At 69.0% G+C, this 17,277-nt stretch carries 16 protein-coding genes; 6 read left to right on the forward strand and 10 right to left on the reverse strand.

Annotated features, from left to right (window positions below; genetic code table 11):
- The 6 genes from HL658_RS22870 to HL658_RS22895 all read right to left on the reverse strand — a co-directional run.
- Window positions 1-1,172: carbohydrate-binding domain-containing protein (locus HL658_RS22870; RefSeq protein WP_281378854.1), on the reverse strand; the 1,172-nt coding region annotated here is incomplete at its 3' end.
- 227 nt (window positions 1,173-1,399) lie between these two features.
- A complete protein-coding gene (locus HL658_RS22875; RefSeq protein ID WP_180284197.1) occupies window positions 1,400-2,317 on the reverse strand; it encodes a methyltransferase domain-containing protein in 918 nt (305 codons plus the stop codon).
- A gap of 146 nt (window positions 2,318-2,463) precedes the next feature.
- The gene (locus HL658_RS22880; protein ID WP_180284198.1) at window positions 2,464-3,696 is read right to left on the reverse strand and encodes an endo-1,4-beta-xylanase; all 1,233 of its coding nucleotides are present in this window, start codon (window positions 3,694-3,696) and stop codon (window positions 2,464-2,466) included.
- A 28-nt stretch (window positions 3,697-3,724) separates the two neighbouring features.
- Window positions 3,725-5,002: a lipopolysaccharide biosynthesis protein gene (locus HL658_RS22885; RefSeq protein WP_180284199.1), complete on the reverse strand. Its 1,278-nt coding sequence runs from the start codon at window positions 5,000-5,002 to the stop codon at window positions 3,725-3,727.
- A gap of 76 nt (window positions 5,003-5,078) precedes the next feature.
- Window positions 5,079-7,436 carry a Wzz/FepE/Etk N-terminal domain-containing protein gene (locus tag HL658_RS22890; protein ID WP_180284200.1) on the reverse strand — a complete coding sequence of 786 codons (2,358 nt, stop codon included), beginning with the start codon at window positions 7,434-7,436 and terminating at the stop codon, window positions 5,079-5,081.
- A gap of 3 nt (window positions 7,437-7,439) precedes the next feature.
- Entirely contained in the window at window positions 7,440-8,213 is a 774-nt protein-coding gene (locus HL658_RS22895; RefSeq protein ID WP_211109818.1) for a WecB/TagA/CpsF family glycosyltransferase, read from the reverse strand.
- Between the two features lie 351 nt (window positions 8,214-8,564).
- Here HL658_RS22895 and HL658_RS22900 point away from each other — a divergent pair, with 351 nt between their 5' ends.
- The 4 genes from HL658_RS22900 to HL658_RS22915 all read left to right on the forward strand — a co-directional run bounded on the left by HL658_RS22900 (window position 8,565) and on the right by HL658_RS22915 (window position 12,548).
- On the forward strand, window positions 8,565-9,236 hold the full coding sequence (locus HL658_RS22900; protein ID WP_180284201.1) for a TetR/AcrR family transcriptional regulator C-terminal domain-containing protein: 672 nt from the start codon (window positions 8,565-8,567) through the stop codon (window positions 9,234-9,236).
- Window positions 9,237-9,371: 135 nt separating this feature from the next.
- Complete coding sequence (locus HL658_RS22905; RefSeq protein WP_180284202.1) at window positions 9,372-11,576, forward strand: helicase-related protein; 2,205 nt, start codon at window positions 9,372-9,374, stop codon at window positions 11,574-11,576.
- Between the two features lie 88 nt (window positions 11,577-11,664).
- Window positions 11,665-12,033: an antitoxin Xre/MbcA/ParS toxin-binding domain-containing protein gene (locus HL658_RS22910; protein ID WP_180284203.1), complete on the forward strand. Its 369-nt coding sequence runs from the start codon at window positions 11,665-11,667 to the stop codon at window positions 12,031-12,033.
- Window positions 12,030-12,548 carry an RES family NAD+ phosphorylase gene (locus HL658_RS22915; RefSeq protein WP_180284204.1) on the forward strand — a complete coding sequence of 173 codons (519 nt, stop codon included), beginning with the start codon at window positions 12,030-12,032 and terminating at the stop codon, window positions 12,546-12,548. Before HL658_RS22910 ends, HL658_RS22915 begins: the two co-directional genes overlap by 4 nt.
- 10 nt (window positions 12,549-12,558) lie before the next feature.
- On the opposite strand, the gene gpmA is transcribed toward HL658_RS22915, so the two are convergent.
- Window positions 12,559-13,287, reverse strand: coding sequence for a 2,3-diphosphoglycerate-dependent phosphoglycerate mutase (gene gpmA / locus HL658_RS22920; RefSeq protein WP_180284205.1), 729 nt, complete (start codon window positions 13,285-13,287; stop codon window positions 12,559-12,561).
- A gap of 320 nt (window positions 13,288-13,607) precedes the next feature.
- Here gpmA and HL658_RS22925 point away from each other — a divergent pair, with 320 nt between their 5' ends.
- Window positions 13,608-13,883 (forward strand): MarR family transcriptional regulator, encoded by a 276-nt coding sequence (locus HL658_RS22925; protein ID WP_246337806.1) that lies wholly within the window; start codon window positions 13,608-13,610, stop codon window positions 13,881-13,883.
- Window positions 13,884-13,895: 12 nt separating this feature from the next.
- A complete protein-coding gene (locus tag HL658_RS22930) occupies window positions 13,896-14,240 on the forward strand; it encodes a hypothetical protein (protein WP_180284207.1) in 345 nt (114 codons plus the stop codon).
- Window positions 14,241-14,418: 178 nt separating this feature from the next.
- Here the strand turns inward: HL658_RS22930 and HL658_RS22935 are convergent, their stop codons facing one another.
- From HL658_RS22935 to HL658_RS22945, 3 genes are all read right to left on the reverse strand, one after another.
- Window positions 14,419-15,792 (reverse strand): hypothetical protein, encoded by a 1,374-nt coding sequence (locus HL658_RS22935; protein WP_180284208.1) that lies wholly within the window; start codon window positions 15,790-15,792, stop codon window positions 14,419-14,421.
- Window positions 15,789-16,895, reverse strand: coding sequence for a hypothetical protein (locus tag HL658_RS22940; protein ID WP_180284209.1), 1,107 nt, complete (start codon window positions 16,893-16,895; stop codon window positions 15,789-15,791). Before HL658_RS22940 ends, HL658_RS22935 begins: the two co-directional genes overlap by 4 nt.
- 93 nt (window positions 16,896-16,988) lie before the next feature.
- Complete coding sequence (locus HL658_RS22945) at window positions 16,989-17,192, reverse strand: Nif11 family protein (protein ID WP_180284210.1); 204 nt, start codon at window positions 17,190-17,192, stop codon at window positions 16,989-16,991.
- Between the last annotated feature and the right edge of the window lie 85 nt (window positions 17,193-17,277).

The raw sequence follows: 17,277 nt of genomic DNA on the forward strand, positions 1-17,277 counted from the left end.
TCGGAGTAGGGCAGGCGGATCAGGTTGAAGCCCAGATCCTTCATCTTGTCCATGTGACCCTGGTAGCTGTCGGCCCACAGACCGTTCGGCACGAAGGCGTAGCCCTCGCCGCCGAACCAGTTGACGCCGGTCAGCTTCACCGCCTTGCCCGACGAGTCGATGATCTGGTTGCCGCGGGTGGACAGCGGGCCGTCGGCGATGCCGCCCGCCACGGTGCGGCTTGCCGGCTCGGCGATGGCGGCGTCGGCGATCGTCACGGTCGGGTTGGCCCCGGTGGACGGGGCCGACGGTGCGGGCGGATTGGCGGGGGTGGGCGGGGTGTCGGGGGTGCCGCCCTTGCCGTTCAGGTCGAAGGCCAGCGTGCCGTTCCAGTACATGGCGCCGGTGGCGTCGGCCATGTCCTTGCCGTCCAGCTCGTACCGGTCGTAGCTGGCGGTACCGGCGGTCGGGGTGATGACCTTGCCGTCCACTTCGACGGAGCGGACATACAGGTTGCGGTCGGTGCCGTTGCCGACCTCGTCGTTGTCGAACTGGATCTGCAGCTTGGCGGGATCGGCCGCGGCACCGTCGGCGGTGAAGCTGTAAGCCTTGGCCGTGGTGGAGGCGGTCGCCTCGCCGATCGTCTTGCCGTCCAGCAGGACCTTGAAGTGCGCGCCTTCGCCGTTCAGCAGGTCGGCGGTGGCGTTGACCTTGACGGTCAGGCCATCGGTGCCCGGCACCGGGCCGGAGGGCGGGTTGGCGGGCGCGGACGGCGCCGGAGGGGCGGTTGAGCCGGGGAAGTCGGACGCCGGCACGTCGAAGCTCAGCGCGCCGTTCCACCACAGGCCTTCACGGCCGGGCAGGGTGCCCTGCCCCTCGGTCTCGTAGCTCGCCAGGGAACTGGTGGAGGCGATGGTCTTGCCACCGACCTCGATGGATCTGACGAACAGGTCGCGGCCGGCGCCGCCGACCGTTCCGTCGTTGTCGTAGACCACCTCGACCTTGTGCGCCTCGCCGGCCGCCACCTTGGCTTTGAAGGTGAAGCGCGACTGGTCCGCCGAGGCGACGGTCGCCTGACCGATGTCCTTGCCATCCACCCGCAGGGTGAACCGCGGCGCCACGCCTCCGGCCGAATTGCCCCAGGCGTTGACGGCGAAGGTGACCTCGGTCAGGGCCGTGTCGGTCGTTGCCATTGGTCGATCCTCAATTCCGGTTTCGGGTGCCGGAAGGGTGGTCGGCCATGGTTAACGAGATATTACCAAATCCCCGCAAACATGAGTCAAAACCCGGCCATGGTGTGATGTTAATGAGGTCAGTTCCTGATGATCCCTGATGTCCTACCCCATACGCATAGATGATCTATGACATCGGTAACTCTCATTGGGAAAGCATCGGCGATTATTGGCCAAAGTGGCACCCATTATGCTTTGTGAGCCACCATCAAAATCTCTGGGCGGAAGAAAGCGAGTTGACCGAGTTTGGTGATCCGCTGTCGCGACCGATCCGGCAACAGGCCGAGCGCACGCTCCATCACGCGCACATAGCCGAGATAGAGCCCGCTGGAGAAGCTCACCGGCAGCCGGCGGCGCACCGCCCGCGGCACGACGTAGGCGGCCTCGACACGGGCGAAGCCGGCGTCCTTCATTGCCGTCACCAGCTCGCTCCACGTGTATTCCTTCAGGTGCATGCAGATGGGCTTGGGCAGCCCGAACACCTCGGACAGGTCCATCGGGCCGGCGTGGGCGTGCGGGGTGGCCATGACGTAGCGGCCGCCCGGCTTCAGGATGGCGTGCACATTCTCCAGATGCGCGCCCAGATCCTCCGGGTGCATGTGCTCGATCACATGGGTGGAGATGACCGTGTCGTAGCGGTCGGCGGGCTCGAAGTTGCGCAGGTTGATGCCGTCGGACGTGCGCCAGGTCACCGCGGCGTCGCGGTCCAGCCAGCGCTCGCCGCGCTCGCGGGTGATCTCGGTGGCGACGCAGCGGAAGCCGTGGCGGGCCAGATAGCCGAGCAGCCGCGCCTTGCCGGAGCCGACCTCGTAGACGTCCTGCGGCTCGCCCAGCAGGCGACGGATGTGGCCGAACTCCAGCTCGTCATCCTGTTTGGCCGTGTCCACCCCCTCGTTCAGCCAGGGGCACTCGCTGTACAGGGTGGTGTAGGCCTTCTCGAACACCTCCCAGCGGTCCTCGCGCGGGGTGGAGAGCAGGTCGCGCGCGAGCTGGCGCTCCAGCTCCCAATGGCCCATCACCATGCTCTCGTCGAGCGGACAGGACGGGGAAAGGCCGAATTTACGGCGATATCGCTCGACGAGCGGGGAGGCGGTCGCTGCGGTCACGGTCGTTCTCCTGCGTGGATGGGTCGGGCGCCGATCAGTCTAGCGTCGGTACCTCCGTCAGGCGGCGGTGCGGTGGGGGTGGCGGGCGACGCGATCGAAGGTGGTGGTCCCGGCGGATGGGGTAACCAGCGGCCGGGCGGACGGGGTCAGCCGCTCCGCCCTTCCCCCAGCGCCTCCACCGCCGCCTGATAGAGCGGCAGGCGTTGCGAGCGCGCGTCGTAGGGCGACGGCTGCGGCCGGGCCTGCGGGTCGCGCCGCGCGATGTAGTTGAGGTCGGAGCGCAGATGCCACCACGTCACCTCCGCCAGCCGGGAATGCTGCACGAGGTCGCGCAGATATTGGGCGGCGGTCCAGGCGATGGCGCCGTCCTTCTGGGCGCGGCTCCAGGAGGCGGGCAGGTGCTGCTCATCGACGTCGAGCTCGGTGACGTGCACCGGCAGCCCCAGCCGGTCGACCGCCTTCAGGAAACGGACCATGCCCTGATGGTCATAGGGCTTGCCGGCCATCAGATGGCTTTGCAACCCCAAGCCGTCGACCGGCACGCCGCGCGCGACGGCACCCTCCAGCCAGCGCAGCATGTAGGCGCGCTTGCGCTGCTGCCAGCCCTCCGCGATCTCCAGGCCGAAATCGTTGATCACCAGCTTGGCGGACGGAAAGACGGTGCGGACATGGCGGAAGAAGGGGTCGAGCCATTCCGGCCCCTTCGCCCCGCCCGCCACCTGCCACCACATGCCCTTGCGGAAGCCGTGCTCGTCCTGTTCGTGCGGGTGGCTGGACGGGGTCTCCCAGAAGAAGGCCTCGTTCATCACGTCGATGCGGTAGAAGCGGTCGCCGTAGCGGCGCTTCACCGCGTCCACCAGCCCGGTGAAGCGGGCCCAGTGGTTCTCCGCCGACAGGGTGCCCCGCGGTGAGAAATATTCCGTCTCGGTGACGCCCAGCTCCGCTTGGCGGCGGGCCGGCAGCTTCATGTAGTCGGGCATGCCCATGTGCTGCCACAGCACGCAGTGCCAGACCGGCCGCGCGCCGATGCGCTCGGCCTCCGCCACCGCGGCGTCGAAGCGGCGCCAGTCGAAACGCCCCTCCTGCGGCTGGAAGACGGCCCATTTGCCGCCGTTCTCCGGCACCAGCAGGTCGCATTCGGCGGCCATCAGCCGGTCGAGCGCCGGGTCCTCCGGATCGACGATGTGGTCGCGGGCGGCGCCGTGCAGGATGCCGCGGCGGCGGCACGCCTCGCGCAGGCTGCCGGCAGCCGGTCGCGCCGCGGATCCGCCGGCCGCCGCGGGGCGCACCGCCGGATCGAGGGTGGCCCCGCAGCCGGCGAGCGCCGCGGCGGCGGCCGTGCGCAGCAGCACGGCCCGGCGGGTGATCGGGTTCGTCATCGCATGCCCTTTCGCGGTTTTCCGGCGGTCAGTCGCGCAAGGACCCGAGCGCGCCGTGGAAGGCGGCGGCGATCAGGATCAGGTTCAGCGTCTCGCCCGCCAGCACGCCGGCCAGCGCCCAGGTCCAGCCGAAGGCGACGGTGCAGGCGACGGTGGCGCCGAAGCTGACGCCGGCGCATAGCAGAGTGAGCTGCCCCAGGCTCTTGAAGCGGTGGAAGGCCTGGAGCGCGTAGTTCAGCGCGCCCCGCCACGCCTGCACCGCGGTGATGGCGCCGACCAGCGCGAAGGGGATGGCGATGTCCGGGTACTTGCCGGCGAAGACGACGTTCTCGATCAGCGACCAGCCGAACCATGCCGCCAGGAACAGCGACGCCAGCAGCGTCGTCATCACCAGCTCCACGCCCCAAACCAGCCGGACGATGCGGGCGCGGTCGCGGCGCGCCACGAGGCGGGCCAGCTCCGGCCGCAGCACCAGCCCGATCGCCATGATCGCCAGCCGCACCGGCCCGAGCAGCGTGTCGGCGGCGGCCAGGGTGGCGTAGGCGGCGGGTGACATCATGGTCGGCACGACTGCCGTGTGGCTCTGCCGCTGCGCCAGCACCGACCCGACGCCCAGCAGCGACCAGCGCACCTCCGGCCAGAAGGCGCGGAAGCGGTGCAGAACGCCGGGCGCCGGCCGCACCAGGGCACCCGACGTGAAGCCGGACAACAGGAGCGGCAGCAGGTTGGCGGCCGCCAGCGCCAGCAGCAGCACGTCCAGCCGGGTGACGTGGAAGACCTGCGCCGCCACCAGCGCCAGCGCGGCGAGCGCCAGGAAGGGCGCGTCCAGCGCCAGCGCGTCGATCTCCCGCTGCCGGGCGTAGGCGACGGAGCGGACGTAGCTGCGCAGCGTGAACGAGGCGACGAAGCACGCCGCCGCCCCTCCCAGCATCCAGTCGCCGTCGTCGAGCAGCGTGACGCTGCCGGCCACCACCAGCCACAGCCCGATGGTGTAGGCGTAGGTGACGTTGCCGAGCACCGTCAGCAGCCAGCGCCGCCGCTCCTCATGCCCGTAGGTGGTGTAGCGGATGCTCAGCGGTGTCGAGCTCAGCGCCTCCTGGAAACCGACGGCGGCGTGGCTCACCGCCATCAGGATGGTGAAGACGCCGAAGGTGGTCTGGTCCAGGAGCCGCAGCAGCCAGATCGCCACGCCGAAGTTGAAGACGCTGAGGATCGCCTGATCGGCGATCGCCACCACATACTTCCCGTGCGAGGTCCAGCCCACGCCACGCGCGGCGGCGAAGGATCCCAGAATGAGCGTTCTCATCGGTGTCCGCTCTTGCGGTGTCGGGGTCGGCGGAAACGCGGGGGGAGGGTGCGCGGCACCCTCCCCCGGCTGCCGGTCAGCGGGCGGCCCAGGCGCGCGGCGGCTCGTTGTAGTACTTCTTGGTCGCGACGTAGTTGCGGTAGGGGCCGCTGTAGCCGCGGGCGGCCGCCTTCTTCAGATCCACGTCGGTCATCACGCAGACGAACTTCGAATGGTCGATGGGGCCGAGGTCGGCGATGCCCTGCAGGTCGCCGGCCGTGGTGTGGCCCCAGCGGGTGACGAACAGCACCTTGGAGGCGGCGGCGCAGACGATCCGCGCGTCCGACACCGCCAGCGCCGGGGCGGTGTCGAACACCACCAGATCGTAGCGGGTGGACAGCCCGGCCATGAGCTGCTGCATCGCGTCGAGGTTGAAGCGGTCCAGCGTCTCCGGGCTCAGCGTGCCGGCGGGGACCAGGGCGAAGGGCACCTCGTCGGCACCGTAGACGATCTCGTCCAGCGTCGCCTTGCCGGCCAGCCAGTCGGCCAACCCGGCCTGACCCGACAGGTTGAACAGGTGGTCGACCCGCGAGCGGCGGAAGTCGGTGTCCACCACCACCACCCGGCGGCCGGCCTGGCTCGCCACCTGCGCCACGGCGAGGCTGAGCGAGGTCTTGCCGTCCTGCGGCCGGGCCGAGGTGACGGCGATCGCGCCGACCGGGCCCAGGTCGGTGAAGTAATTGCGGAACAGCGCCCGCATGGACTCGGCGAACAGCGAGAAGGGATGGCGCTGGAACACGTCGTAGAGACGGCCGGTGCGGCGCTTGACCGCGTGGTGCGGCACGATGTGCACGGCGCCGACGCCCAGGATGCGGCGGATCGTGTCGGGCGCCCGCACCCGGCGCTGCAGCAGCTCCAGCGCGAAGACCAGGAACACCGAAACGCAGATCGACGCGATGAAGCCGGCCGCGATCAGCAGGATCCGCTGCGGGCCGGACGGCTCGAACGGCACCTGCGCGCCCGACACCATCTTCACGCCGGCCGGGGCGTTGTGGTCGTCCTGCACGGCCTGCACCTCGTGCAGTCGGCGCAGCAGCCCTTCCATCAGCGTGCGCTTGGCCTGGGCGTCGGCCTCCAGCGTGCGCAGCTTCACGCCCTCGTCGCTGAGATTGCTGGCGTAGCTGCCCTCCAGCCGGGTGATCTGCTCCTTCAGGGCCTTCTCCTGATCCACGGCGACGTTGGCCGCCTCGCGGATGCCGGCGATCTCGCGCTGGATCTCGCTGTTCAGCGCGGCGTTGGCTTGGTCGATGCGGGCGCGCTGTTCGACCACCCGCGGGTGCAGGTTGCCGTACTGCTTGTTGAATTGCGCCATCTCCGACTGGAGCGTGGCGAGGTTGGCGCGGAGCTGGCCAACCACGGGCGAGGTGATGGAGCCACCGATGGTGGCCCAGTTGCCGCCGCGCAGGGCGCGTTCCAGCGCTTCGGCCTGGGCGACCAGACGGGCGCGGCCAGCCGACGCCTCGCTCATGCGCTGGCGGGCCTGCTCCAGCTCCTGCGCGGCCAGCGGGCCGACGATGCCGCGGGTCAGGCCGGAGCGGAAGCGCACCTGCTCGACCTCCTGCTCGGCGGCGACGACCTCCTGGCGGAGCTGGTCGCTGCGCTGGCGCAGCAGTTCGATGGCCTTGTCGGCCATCTCGCGGTCCATCTGGTGGCGCATGTCCATGTAGCGCCCGACGATCGCGCCGACGATGCCGGCGGCCAGCTCCGGGCTCTTTGCGGTGTAGCGCACCTGGATGACCCGCGAGCGCCCGGCGACGCCGACGGTCAGCCCGCGGTGCATCTTCTTCAGGATGGCCTCGCGTTCCGGCGGCTTGCGCTCGGCGGCGGTGCGGGCGTCGGCGGCGATGCGGTCGCCCTCGGTCAGCAGCGTGCCGACGAAGGCCGGCGGCGAGTCGCCCCAGATGCTCCTGGAGAGGTCGCGGCCGAGGCCGACGGCCTGCGCCACCAGCGGTTCGGAGGTTCCGGCCTCGTCCTCGGTGCGGGCGAATTCGGGGTTTTCGGCGAGCTTCAGGTCGGCGATGACCTGGGTCAGCACCTCGTTCGACTTGATGATCTCGACCTCGCTCAACAGCTCGCTGTCGTCGCCCGGCATGCGCGGGGCGACCGGGTCGGGATCACGCACGATGCTGATGCGCTTGTCGTCCACCAGCAGCAGCGCCTCGGAGGTGAACTTGTCGCTGAGCATCGACACGCCGACCGCCGACAGTGCCGTGATCGTCACGACCATGAAACCGATCAGCCACTTGCGGCCGGCGAGCACCCGCAGGAAGTAACCGAGATCGGCACCGGCGGCGGGACCCGCCTGTTCGAAGTCGGTGCGCGAGACGTGGCCGGGATGCGGTGGCTGTGCCGGCGGCCGGTGCCCGCCGTGTGGGACCTGCGGCAGATGTTCCACGTCTCAAAGCTCCTTGTAAGCGTGGGCGGCGGTGGCGCCGGGGCGGGGGGCGATTCGGCGGAGGGTGAGGATGGTGTGGGCGAACAGGACGCCGCCGATCACGTAGCGGCCGAACAGCCGGCGCGGCTCTCGCGCCAGCCGGTACAGCCATTCCAGTCCGATCCGCTGGATCGGCAGGGGCGCGCGTTCCACCCGCCCGGCGAGGAAATCGACGATGGCCCCGCCATTGATGATCAGGGCCGGCCGCTCGATGGCGGTCTTCAGCGTGTTGGCGACCACTTCCTGGCGCGGCATGCCCATGGCCAGAAGGATCACGTCCGGGCGGCAGCGCCGGGCGCTCTCCACATAGGCGTCGATCGGCTGGAAGCCGTCCATCCGCTCCACGACGGTGTGTCCGCCGGCCAGCGCGATGCGCTCGGCGCCCCGCGACAGCCAGGGTTCGGAGGTGCCGAACACCGCAACGCGCTTCGGCGCCATCGCCGTCAGCAGCGCCGGTATGAAGTCGGTGCCGTTCATGTTCCAACCCGGTTCGCGGCCCAGTGCCGTGAACGCCGCCTTCACGCCGATGCCGTCGCGCAGGATCACGTCGGCACCCCGGAAGGCCGTCAGCACCTCGTCCGAACCCGAGCAGAGGTTGACGGCGTGCGCGTTCACGAAGGACAGAATGCTGGTCCTTTCGATCGATACCAACGAGTCGACCAGCGAATTGCGCTCTTCTTCAGTCGTAATACACCGTATCCTATCCAGCAGCGACAGGATGTCAGGTGGATTTGGCATGAATATCCCCCAGTCAGCCGCGCAGGCCGGCAGCGAATTTGGCGGTCTGGTAAGGAATGATGGCGCAGCGTCGCTTGCTTTTTTAGACGAAATTGGTCGCTAACACCTCCGATGGGAGGTGTAAGGGGAAAAGCGCAGAAAGTATACTACCACGGTTCGGTATCTATGACCGGTACCGACCGCGGTAGCAAGAACGCTACGGTCATTCATCCGTTCGGGTGGATGCGGGCTTAATGGTTGGTGAGACAAACATTTCTATCCGCAATTGTGTTGCAAACTTAGCTTGCGATCGCCTGTCCAGCCGCCTTATAAATGTATCAACACTGATAATTATATTTCAAAGGAATTGGGGTGAGCGACAAGGAGACCGGGGGGGACGTGCCGGCCGGGCACGTTCGGCACGAACAGACCTCGCCAGGCTCCGCGCAGCGGCGGGAGGAGATCCTGGCCGCCGCCTTCCAGGTGCTCGAGGAGCACGGATACCGCGGTGCCAGCACACTGGCCATTGCGCGCCGCGCCCGAACATCGAAGGAAACCCTGTACAACTGGTTCGGCTCCAAGCACGGGCTGTTCACGGCGCTGGTGTCATCCTGCGCGGAATCGATGGACGCCGAACTGGCGCGGGCGGCCGGGCGCCCCGATCTGCCACCTTACGAGGTGCTGCAAGGGCTGGCCACGGCGCTGCTTCACGCCGCCACGGGCGGACGCGCTGTCACCGTCACCCAGGTGGCGATCAGCGAATCGTGCAGTTCGCCGGAATTCGGCCGTATCCTGTTCGACGAGACACGGTGCAAACTGTGGCAGCGCTTCGCCGGGCACCTGGAGCGCTGGCAGGATGCCGGGCTGGTGGCGGTGGACGACACCGACGCCGCCAGCGAGACCTTCTTCGGGCTGGTCGTCGGCGACCTGTTGTTGCGCCGTCTGCTGGGGATCGAGCAGCCGACCACGCCGGACGAGATCGAGCGGCGCGCGCAACGTGCCTCCACCCAGTTCCTGACGCTGTTCGCGCCCGCGTCGCGGTGAATTCCGGAACCCCGTTGTCGCAAGGGGGTTGTCGGGGAGCCGCACTCCGCCGATTGTTGCGGCGTCTGTGGGCTGCGGGCCGGCCCTGCGACGGCTGGAGCGTGGTGCCGGAAGAGTGGGGCCGGGAGAGTCGCGATGGACGATGCGGAGCGGAACAAGCCGTTGACCGGCATGGCGGACGAGCTGGACCGGCGCGAGGCGTTGCGCCAGCTCGCCGCCGCCGTGCGTGGCGACGGCATCGACATCGACACCGAGTCGACTCCGGCCCGCTTCTCCGTGGCGGTCGAGCATCCGGTGGTGGTGCCCGGCACCGACCGCCGTGTGAAGCTGCGCTTCCGCGTCGCCGTCGGGGTGCTGCCCGACGTCGAGGCGGACATCTGGGGCGCCATCACATCGCCGGACGGCTTCAGCCGGGCGCAGGCCCGCGCGCTCGGCAAGCGGGTGAAGGCCGCCTGTCTGGGTTCGCCGGCCATCGCCAAGGCGCGCGACCGGGTGGATGGTTGGCTGTCCTCCATGGCCGGACGCGCGGGCTCCTTCGGCGATTCGTGGCGGCCAAAGGCGTTCGCCGACGAGCTGGTGCGGGCCGCCGCCTTCGGTGGCCGCATCCCGCGCCTGCAGACGCTGCTGGACGCGCTGGAGGAGGCCTTCTCCACCGCCGCCGCGCGTGCCGGGCTGAAGGTGCGGCGGGAGCGGCTGGAGACGGCGTCCGGCCTGGGCGTCTATCTGGATGGCTTCGCCTCCGCCCGCGCCATGGTGCGCAAGCTGCGGCTGTTCGTCGGCCCCACCAACTCCGGCAAGACGCATGCCGCCATGGACCGGCTGGCCGAGGCAGACAGCGGCTGCTACCTCGCCCCGCTGCGCCTGCTCGCCCTGGAAGGGCAGGAGGCGTTGGAAACCCGCGGGCGGCCGTGCAGCCTCGTCACCGGTGAGGAGCGGGACGTGCGGCCGGGGGCGGCGCATGTCTCCTCCACCATCGAGATGGTGAACACCAACCGCGTCTGGGGCGCCTGCGTCATCGACGAGATCCAGATGATCGGCGACGCCGACCGCGGCTGGGCCTGGACCCAGGCGGTGGCCGGGGTGGCGGCGCCCGAGATCATCATGACGGGCTCCGCCGACGCCATCCCCTACGTCAAGCGGCTGGTCGAGGCCACCGGCGAGGATCTGGAGATCGTCGAGTTCACCCGCAAATCGCCGCTGCGCGTGCAGGAGGAGAAGGTCCCGCTGTCCGAGGTGCGCCGCGGCGATGCGGTGGTGGCCTTTTCGCGCAAGGACGTGATGGCCCTGCGGCGCGAGCTGCTGGGACGCGACCACACGGTGTCGGTCATCTACGGCGCCCTGTCGCCGGAGGTGCGGCGGGCGGAGGCGCGGCGCTTCCGCGAGGGCACGGCCGATGTGCTGGTGGCCACCGACGCCATCGGCATGGGGTTGAACCTGCCGATCGCCCGCGTCGTGCTGTCCACCACCCGCAAGTTCGACGGCCGCGAGGAGCGCGAGCTGACCGCGTCGGAGATCCGCCAGATCGGCGGCCGGGCCGGGCGCTACGGCATGCACGAGGATGGGCGGGTGGCGGTGCTGGACGGGGAGAGCATCAACCCCGTGCGCCGGGCGCTCACCTCGCCCCCAGTGCCGCCAGAGGATCCGCGCCCCTGGATTTCCCCCAACCTGACCCATGTCGAGGCCATCGCGCAGGAGCTGGACACCGACAGCCTCGTCCGCGTGCTCCGCACGGCGGGGCAGGAGCTGCTGCGCGCGCATCAGACGTTCCGCATGACCGACCTGGAAGGGCGCATCCAGGCGGCGACGGCCGTCGACCGGGCCAAGCTGCCGCTGTCCGTCCGCGACCTTCTCGCCCGCTGCCCCATCGACGTGCGTGACCAGAACCAGCTCCGCCTGCTCGGTGGCTGGGCGCTGAACCAGGGGCGCGGCATCCCCAACGCCGCCCCGGTCGGCGCCGAGCGCTTCCGGCACCATGTCGGCACCGATGTGGAGCTGGAGGCCGCCGAACGCGCGGTGAAGGAGCTGACCGCCTACGCCTGGCTCGCCTACCGCTTCCCGGAGGCGTACCCGGAAATGGACCTGTGCCAGGAACGGCGCGCCACGCTCAACGCCTTCATCGAGCGCACGCTGGCCGAGCGCTCGCTGGCCCGCGCCTGCCCGGTCTGCGGCACGCGGCTGAAGGCCAACCACCGTTTCCGGGTCTGCGATTCCTGCTACGCGTCGCGCGTCGAGCAGCGGGTGCGCCGGCCGGGCGAGTCGGCCGGGGAGGAGCGCCCCCACCACCGCCGCGTCCACCACCCCCTGCCGGGGGGGCGCGGGCGGAGCCGGGCGGGGCGGTAATCAGGATGGCTTTGGCGCCGGTTCTTGTCATCCATCCGGCCCGGTCTCATAATCTGCACGTGGTTACTGCCAAAATGTGGGGCATGCGATGCCGACCGCCCGGGATTTTCTGAGCGATGTGGTTGCCGCCGATGGCTTCATCGCCACGGATCGTCTGACGGGCGAACTGCGCATCACGAAGATCGAACTGGCGAACGCGGCCGGGCTGTCGCGGGAAGCCGTGTCGAAGTCGGCCCGTCTGAAGGCGCCGTCAACCCAGGCACGCCTGCGCGATGTGGTGGAGATCGTCAACCGCATTCTGCCCTGGGCCGGGTCCGTTCAGCAGGCCTTCGCGTGGTACCGCGCCCAGCCGATTCCCTCTTTCGGCGACCAGACGGCCGAGGATCTCGTCAAGGAAGGGCGTGCCGAAGCGGTGAAACGGTATCTCAGCCGCATCGCGGTCGGCGGCTACGCATGAGGCTGATCGGTCAGGCCTTCCGCGCCCATCATCCGCGCTGGGCGTTTTTGCCGACCTCCGGCCAAGGGGCGGCGTTGCACGGAGGGCGTTTCAATCCGCCGGGCGTGCCGGCCCTGTACACCGCCTTAAGGTTGGAGACGGCCTGGCTGGAGGCGCAGCAAGCCTTTCCCTTCAAGGCGCAGCCCATGACGATCGTCGCTTACGCGGTGGATTGCGACCCGATGGCCGATCTGACCGACGCGACGACTCTTCAACGCTTGGGAGTGCTGCCGGCAGACCTCGCCTGCGGCTGGGAGGATCTTGCCGACCGGGGAATCGACCCGCCGAGCTGGGGTGTGGCCCGCCGGCTCTTCGCGGTCGGATATGCCGGTATCCTCGTTCCGAGCTTCGCCCATGGCGCCACCGTTGATGATGTGAACCTCGTCTTCTGGCGCTGGTCCGATGCACCCCCGCATCAGGTTCGCGTTATCGACGACCAGGGCCGGCTGCCCAAGGACGACCGGTCCTGGACGTGAATCCGGTTCCCTATTCCCGTCGCCACTCCGCCGGTTCCGCCGCCCCGCCGGGGTGCAGGAAGTAGCGGCGGAGCGGGGCCAGGCCGGTGTCCAGCTCGTAGACGAGCGGGCGGCCGGTGGGGATCTCGACCTGGGGGATGACGTCGTCGGGCACGCCGTCCAGATGCTTGACGAGCCCGCGCAGGCTGTTGCCATGCGCCGCCACGATGGCCCGGGCGCCGAGCCGCAGGGCCGGCACGATCGATTCCGTCCAATAGGGCAGGACCCGCTCCATCGTGTCCTTCAGGCTCTCGCCGCGCGGGCGCTGGCTGGCCGCGAGGCCGGCGTAGCGGCGGTCGTCGAGCGCGGAGCGCGGGTCCGCCGGGTCGATGGGGGGCGGCGGCACGTCCCAGCTCCGCCGCCACAGGGCGACCATGGCGTCGCCGTGCCGCTCGGCGGTCCGGTGCTTGTCGAGCCCCTGGAGGGCGCCGTAATGCCGTTCGTTGAGGCGCCAGTGCTTGTGCACCGGCAGCCACAGCCGGTCCAGTTCGCCCAGCACGGTGTGCAGCGTGACGATGGCGCGGGTCAGCACCGAGGTGAAGGCCACATCCAGGTCGAAGCCGGCGGCTTTCAGCGCCGCCGCGGCCGACCGGCTCTCCGCCAGTCCCGCCTCCGTCAACGGAACATCCGTCCATCCGGTAAACAGATTCCTCCGGTTCCAATCGCTCTGGCCATGGCGGATCAGGACAAGCCTATGCATCGTCGCACCCCCGGCCACCCGCAGCGTGGCAATACACTTCCATCGATTAGAACGCTATCATTCCTTCGGCTGTTCCAATTCTTCCAATCCAGCATCAACAAATGCACAACTGTGACAGGGCCGAAATAAGCGCGACATACTCGGATAACAATGGCTGGTTACCGTTCTTTCCACAGCCGGTGCAAGGAAACGGTTGGAATTCCGAGGGTTGGAGCGCGGCACGGTCGCGGTGGTCTCCCGGTGGGAGACAGGTCCGGACGAAGTCGCAGGGCGTTCTCCTCGGGAGATATGTCAATTTCGACTTGCTCAACGAGGCCGCCATGCAGCATCATGACCACCTCTCCAGGGCCGTCTCCACCGATCGGGACATCACGCTGGAGGCGTTGCGTGTCTTCACCTACCTGAGCCGGCGGCTCTATTTCGATCATCCGGTTCCGGTGCTGCAGTCTGAACTGGCGGATGCGCTGGGTATGCAACGGCCCAACGTCAATCGCGCCATCAAGCTGCTGGAGATGAAGCAGATCCTGCTTCGTGACTCCAAGCTCGGCCGGGCGATCACGTTCCGCCTCAACCCGGAACTGGGCAGCCGGGCCTGAACTGGCCCTTGCATGATCTTCGAAACACGTCAGCTCGTCTTTTCCAACACCGCGCTCCGCAACGCCTTCGCCTGGTACCAGACGGTACCAAACCAGACCGAGCTGCCGCATGGGATCATCACATCGGTGGTCCCGCGCGCCGGCGGCGGTGTGACGGTGTTTGTCCAGCAGAGCGGCGCATCGAAGATGCGCGACGTGACGTTCCTGGCCAGCAAGACACTGGCCGTCCTGCTGTATTTCTGCCGCAAGCAACGCATCCCCATACCGCGCGACGCGGGCAAGGACATCGCGGCGGCGGACGACAGCATCATCCTAACCATCGACAACCGCATCAAGACGGCCGGTCCGACCGGCTGACGTTCCTTGTACCAAGTACCATTGTTCGTGACCGATCAATGGTCCCTCACACGCCGGGCGGCCCGCATCCGCGGGCCTTGGCCCCCCATCCATCTGGGCGGGCATGAGCCCGCGGGGCCTCAACGGCCCAACCAAGTCCCGATGAGTTGCACTCATCGGGACTTGGTATTACCCGGCGTCAGCCGGCCGTCGGTCCGTCCAGCGTCTCCATGGTCCGGCGCAGCAGCTCGTCCGCGTGGCCGGAGCCGGCGACCAGCTCCATCAGGCGGACGGCGTAGAACAGCGACTGCTCGACCGTGTCGCGCTCCTCGCCGCCGACGCCCGTGCGGCCGAGGGAATCGAGCACCCGTCCGACCTGCTTCTCGACGCCCTTGCCGATGGTGGCGAGCGTCTCGCTCACCGCGTGGTCGAGGCCGATGGCCCCGGCGAAGCGCTGGCAGCGCCGCAGCGCGCGCGCGTGGTCCTCCGCCTGGAGCTGCGCGCCGTCGTCGGGCGGCAGCATCGGCACGGCATCCGTGGCCGGAACCGGCAGGCTGCCGAGGATGCTGCCGGCGGCGGGGGTGAGCACGGCCTGTTCGACCATGCGGCCGACCGCGCTGCGCACGCCGCCCAGCCGCTCGTCGTATTTGGTCTCGTTGACCAGCGACATGACGGAGTGGGTGGATTCCAGGCTTTCCACCAGCTGTTCGGCCATGGTGACGGCGGCGTTGGGATCGGGCGGCGCCCGGTCGGCGCTTCCGGCCCGCTCCTCCAACCCGTCGACGACGATGCCGGACAGGGCGGCGAACACCGCCGCCTTCTCCCGCCGGGCCTTGCCGAACTCCATGCCGCCGAGGGCTGCCAGCAGCTCCGCCGGTTCGCGCAGCCGCGCGGCGGCCACGGCCAGCAGACAGGCGGGCTTGTTGGTGCCGGCCTTCGCCACCTCCACCACATGCTCCTCGATGAAGGCGACGTGTTCGGGCAGCAGTTCCAGGAAGGGCTTGGGGGACAGGACCCGCTTCACCTCGGCGATGGCGTGGCCGATCTCCAGATACTCCACCGCCTGCCGCGCCTCGGCCAGAAGTTCCTCCCCGCCACCGAGCAACGCGCGACGCTGGCGCGGGTTCTGCTCCGCCTCCTTGAGCGCCTGCCGCAGCGTGGTCGCGGCGACGTACCAGAGGCGGCAGCCCAGCGTGTGGCGCGCGTGCCCGTCCGTGGCGGCGATGCCGCGCACCTGCTGCTGCATCGCCTGCATGTGGCGCGCGTCGGCGCGCTCCTCCACCACCCGCCACAGCGGGTCGATGATGGCGCGGCTGATGTGGCCGTGCGTGGCGTCGCCCGGCGGGGCGGTGTCCAGCACATCCTCGAACGGGTCGCAGAACACGCGCTTCAGCGTCAGCCGGCGCATCGGGCGCACCCGCGCCAGCCGCGGGCGGATCGTCTCGAAGGTCTCGCGCACGCGCGGATGCTCGCCGATCTGCTCCAGCAGCCGCACGATCTCCACGAACTTGGCTTCCGGGATTTCGTTGAGGCGCCTCTCCAGCCCGGCGAGCAAATCCGGCTCCCGGCTCATGCTGCCGCCTTCGCCTTGATGGCCTCGATGCGGTGGATGAGCTCCATGTCCATCCGTCCTGTACGCCAGTCCTCGTACGCGCGTACGGACCGGCGGTGCTGGACGAGTACGCGCTTGGCGTCGTCGGCGTGGTCGTGGCGGCTTTCCGATGCCGGGATCAGCGGCAGGATGCGGAAGGCCTCGTTCACCGTCATCCGCTGTTCCTGCCGCTCGCGCTCCAACGCCTCGCGCCAGGACGCGATGACGAAGTCCCAGCCATCGACCAGCCAGGACAGACGCCACGCCAGCCGGCGGATCGGCACCATCTGGCGGTTCCAGTCGCGGATCATGCCGCCGAGCTGGCGCAGCCGCCCGTCGAAATCCACCAGAACCTTCTCGCCGATCTCCAGCGTGTGGGTGGCGACGTCGGCGCAGAAGGCGGCCACGGGGGCGGTGTCGGAGGCGTCCTCGTCCGCCCAGCTGCGGATCGAGTCCCGGAACTCCGCCAGCTCGCGCATCCGCTTGCGCAACCGCCCCGGTTCCGGCGCGTGCACCAGCCCGACCGGGCCCGCCACGTCGGCCAGATCGGCGACGCGGCGGTACAGCTCGTTCGGCTCGATCTCCAGCACGCCGGCCGCACGGTTCATGTATTCCCGTGTGATGTCCTCGCCGCGGTCGCTGCGCAGCCCTTCACGCAGCACCTCCAGCGATTCCAGCCCGGCGACCTTCAGGATTTCGACGATCAGCAGCAGGTTGGTGACGGTGCGGCATTCCTCGTCGACGGCGATCGCCTCGCGCGCGGCTTTCACCGCCTGCGGCCCGGCCAACCCGCAACGCGCCGCGCGCAACGAGGCCGACCGGATGTCCTGCGGTGAGCAGCCGGACCCCTTGACGATCTGGTCGTGCAGATAGCGGTCGTGGACGGTCATGCTGACCATCTCCGGCACCACCTTCCACGGCACCACGTAGATGCCCTTGCCCTCGGAAAAGCTGGGGATCAGCACTTCCAGCCGCTGCCGGTCGTCCATACGGACACGGGTCTGCGACAGCAGGGGCGTGGTGAAGGATACGGCGGCACCTCGCTCCTCGAAGGTCGATGGTGCGTAGATGACCGTGCCCTGCATGGCGTTCAACCGTTTGGCGTTACGGCGGACGCGCCGTTCCGATCACAATGCTAATACCGATGGGGCATTGGTCAATGCCGCTGCCCCGCTTCATCACGCCGCACGTTGCGGGCGTTGTGGAGTTTGGAGCTGACCCAGCGGAACATCCTGCGCGGTGAAGCGGAACCCGTGCTGGCTGGCGAAACGGGCGATGTCGGCCCCGGTCGTCAGCCAGGGAGCGTTCGCCATGAGCTGCGCCATGACCACCGGATTTTCCTGCGTTTCAACCAGGAACCGGATGAACTCCCCATGCGCCATAACGCCCTCCCGATCGGATGACCCCGATGGAGGTAGAGTGCTGCACCGCCGTTGAGGCATCAATTTTCAATTTGAGAGAAAATGT

It is taken from the genome of Azospirillum oleiclasticum (assembly GCF_013423485.1).
GTDB lineage: Bacteria > Pseudomonadota > Alphaproteobacteria > Azospirillales > Azospirillaceae > Azospirillum > Azospirillum oleiclasticum.

Excerpts from the sequence above, each read along its gene's own strand:
- HL658_RS22940 (WP_180284209.1), bottom strand. The coding sequence starts at position 16,895 with ATGCAGGGCACGGTCATCTACGCACCATCGACCTTCGAGGAGCGAGGT.
- HL658_RS22880 (WP_180284198.1), bottom strand. The coding sequence starts at position 3,696 with ATGACGAACCCGATCACCCGCCGGGCCGTGCTGCTGCGCACGGCCGCC.
- HL658_RS22895 (WP_211109818.1), bottom strand. The coding sequence starts at position 8,213 with ATGCCAAATCCACCTGACATCCTGTCGCTGCTGGATAGGATACGGTGT.
- HL658_RS22910 (WP_180284203.1), top strand. The coding sequence starts at position 11,665 with ATGCCGACCGCCCGGGATTTTCTGAGCGATGTGGTTGCCGCCGATGGC.
- HL658_RS22935 (WP_180284208.1), bottom strand. The coding sequence starts at position 15,792 with ATGAGCCGGGAGCCGGATTTGCTCGCCGGGCTGGAGAGGCGCCTCAAC.
- gpmA (WP_180284205.1), bottom strand. The coding sequence starts at position 13,287 with ATGCATAGGCTTGTCCTGATCCGCCATGGCCAGAGCGATTGGAACCGG.
- HL658_RS22905 (WP_180284202.1), top strand. The coding sequence starts at position 9,372 with ATGGACGATGCGGAGCGGAACAAGCCGTTGACCGGCATGGCGGACGAG.
- HL658_RS22925 (WP_246337806.1), top strand. The coding sequence starts at position 13,608 with ATGCAGCATCATGACCACCTCTCCAGGGCCGTCTCCACCGATCGGGAC.
- HL658_RS22915 (WP_180284204.1), top strand. The coding sequence starts at position 12,030 with ATGAGGCTGATCGGTCAGGCCTTCCGCGCCCATCATCCGCGCTGGGCG.
- HL658_RS22885 (WP_180284199.1), bottom strand. The coding sequence starts at position 5,002 with ATGAGAACGCTCATTCTGGGATCCTTCGCCGCCGCGCGTGGCGTGGGC.
- HL658_RS22945 (WP_180284210.1), bottom strand. The coding sequence starts at position 17,192 with ATGGCGCATGGGGAGTTCATCCGGTTCCTGGTTGAAACGCAGGAAAAT.
- HL658_RS22930 (WP_180284207.1), top strand. The coding sequence starts at position 13,896 with ATGATCTTCGAAACACGTCAGCTCGTCTTTTCCAACACCGCGCTCCGC.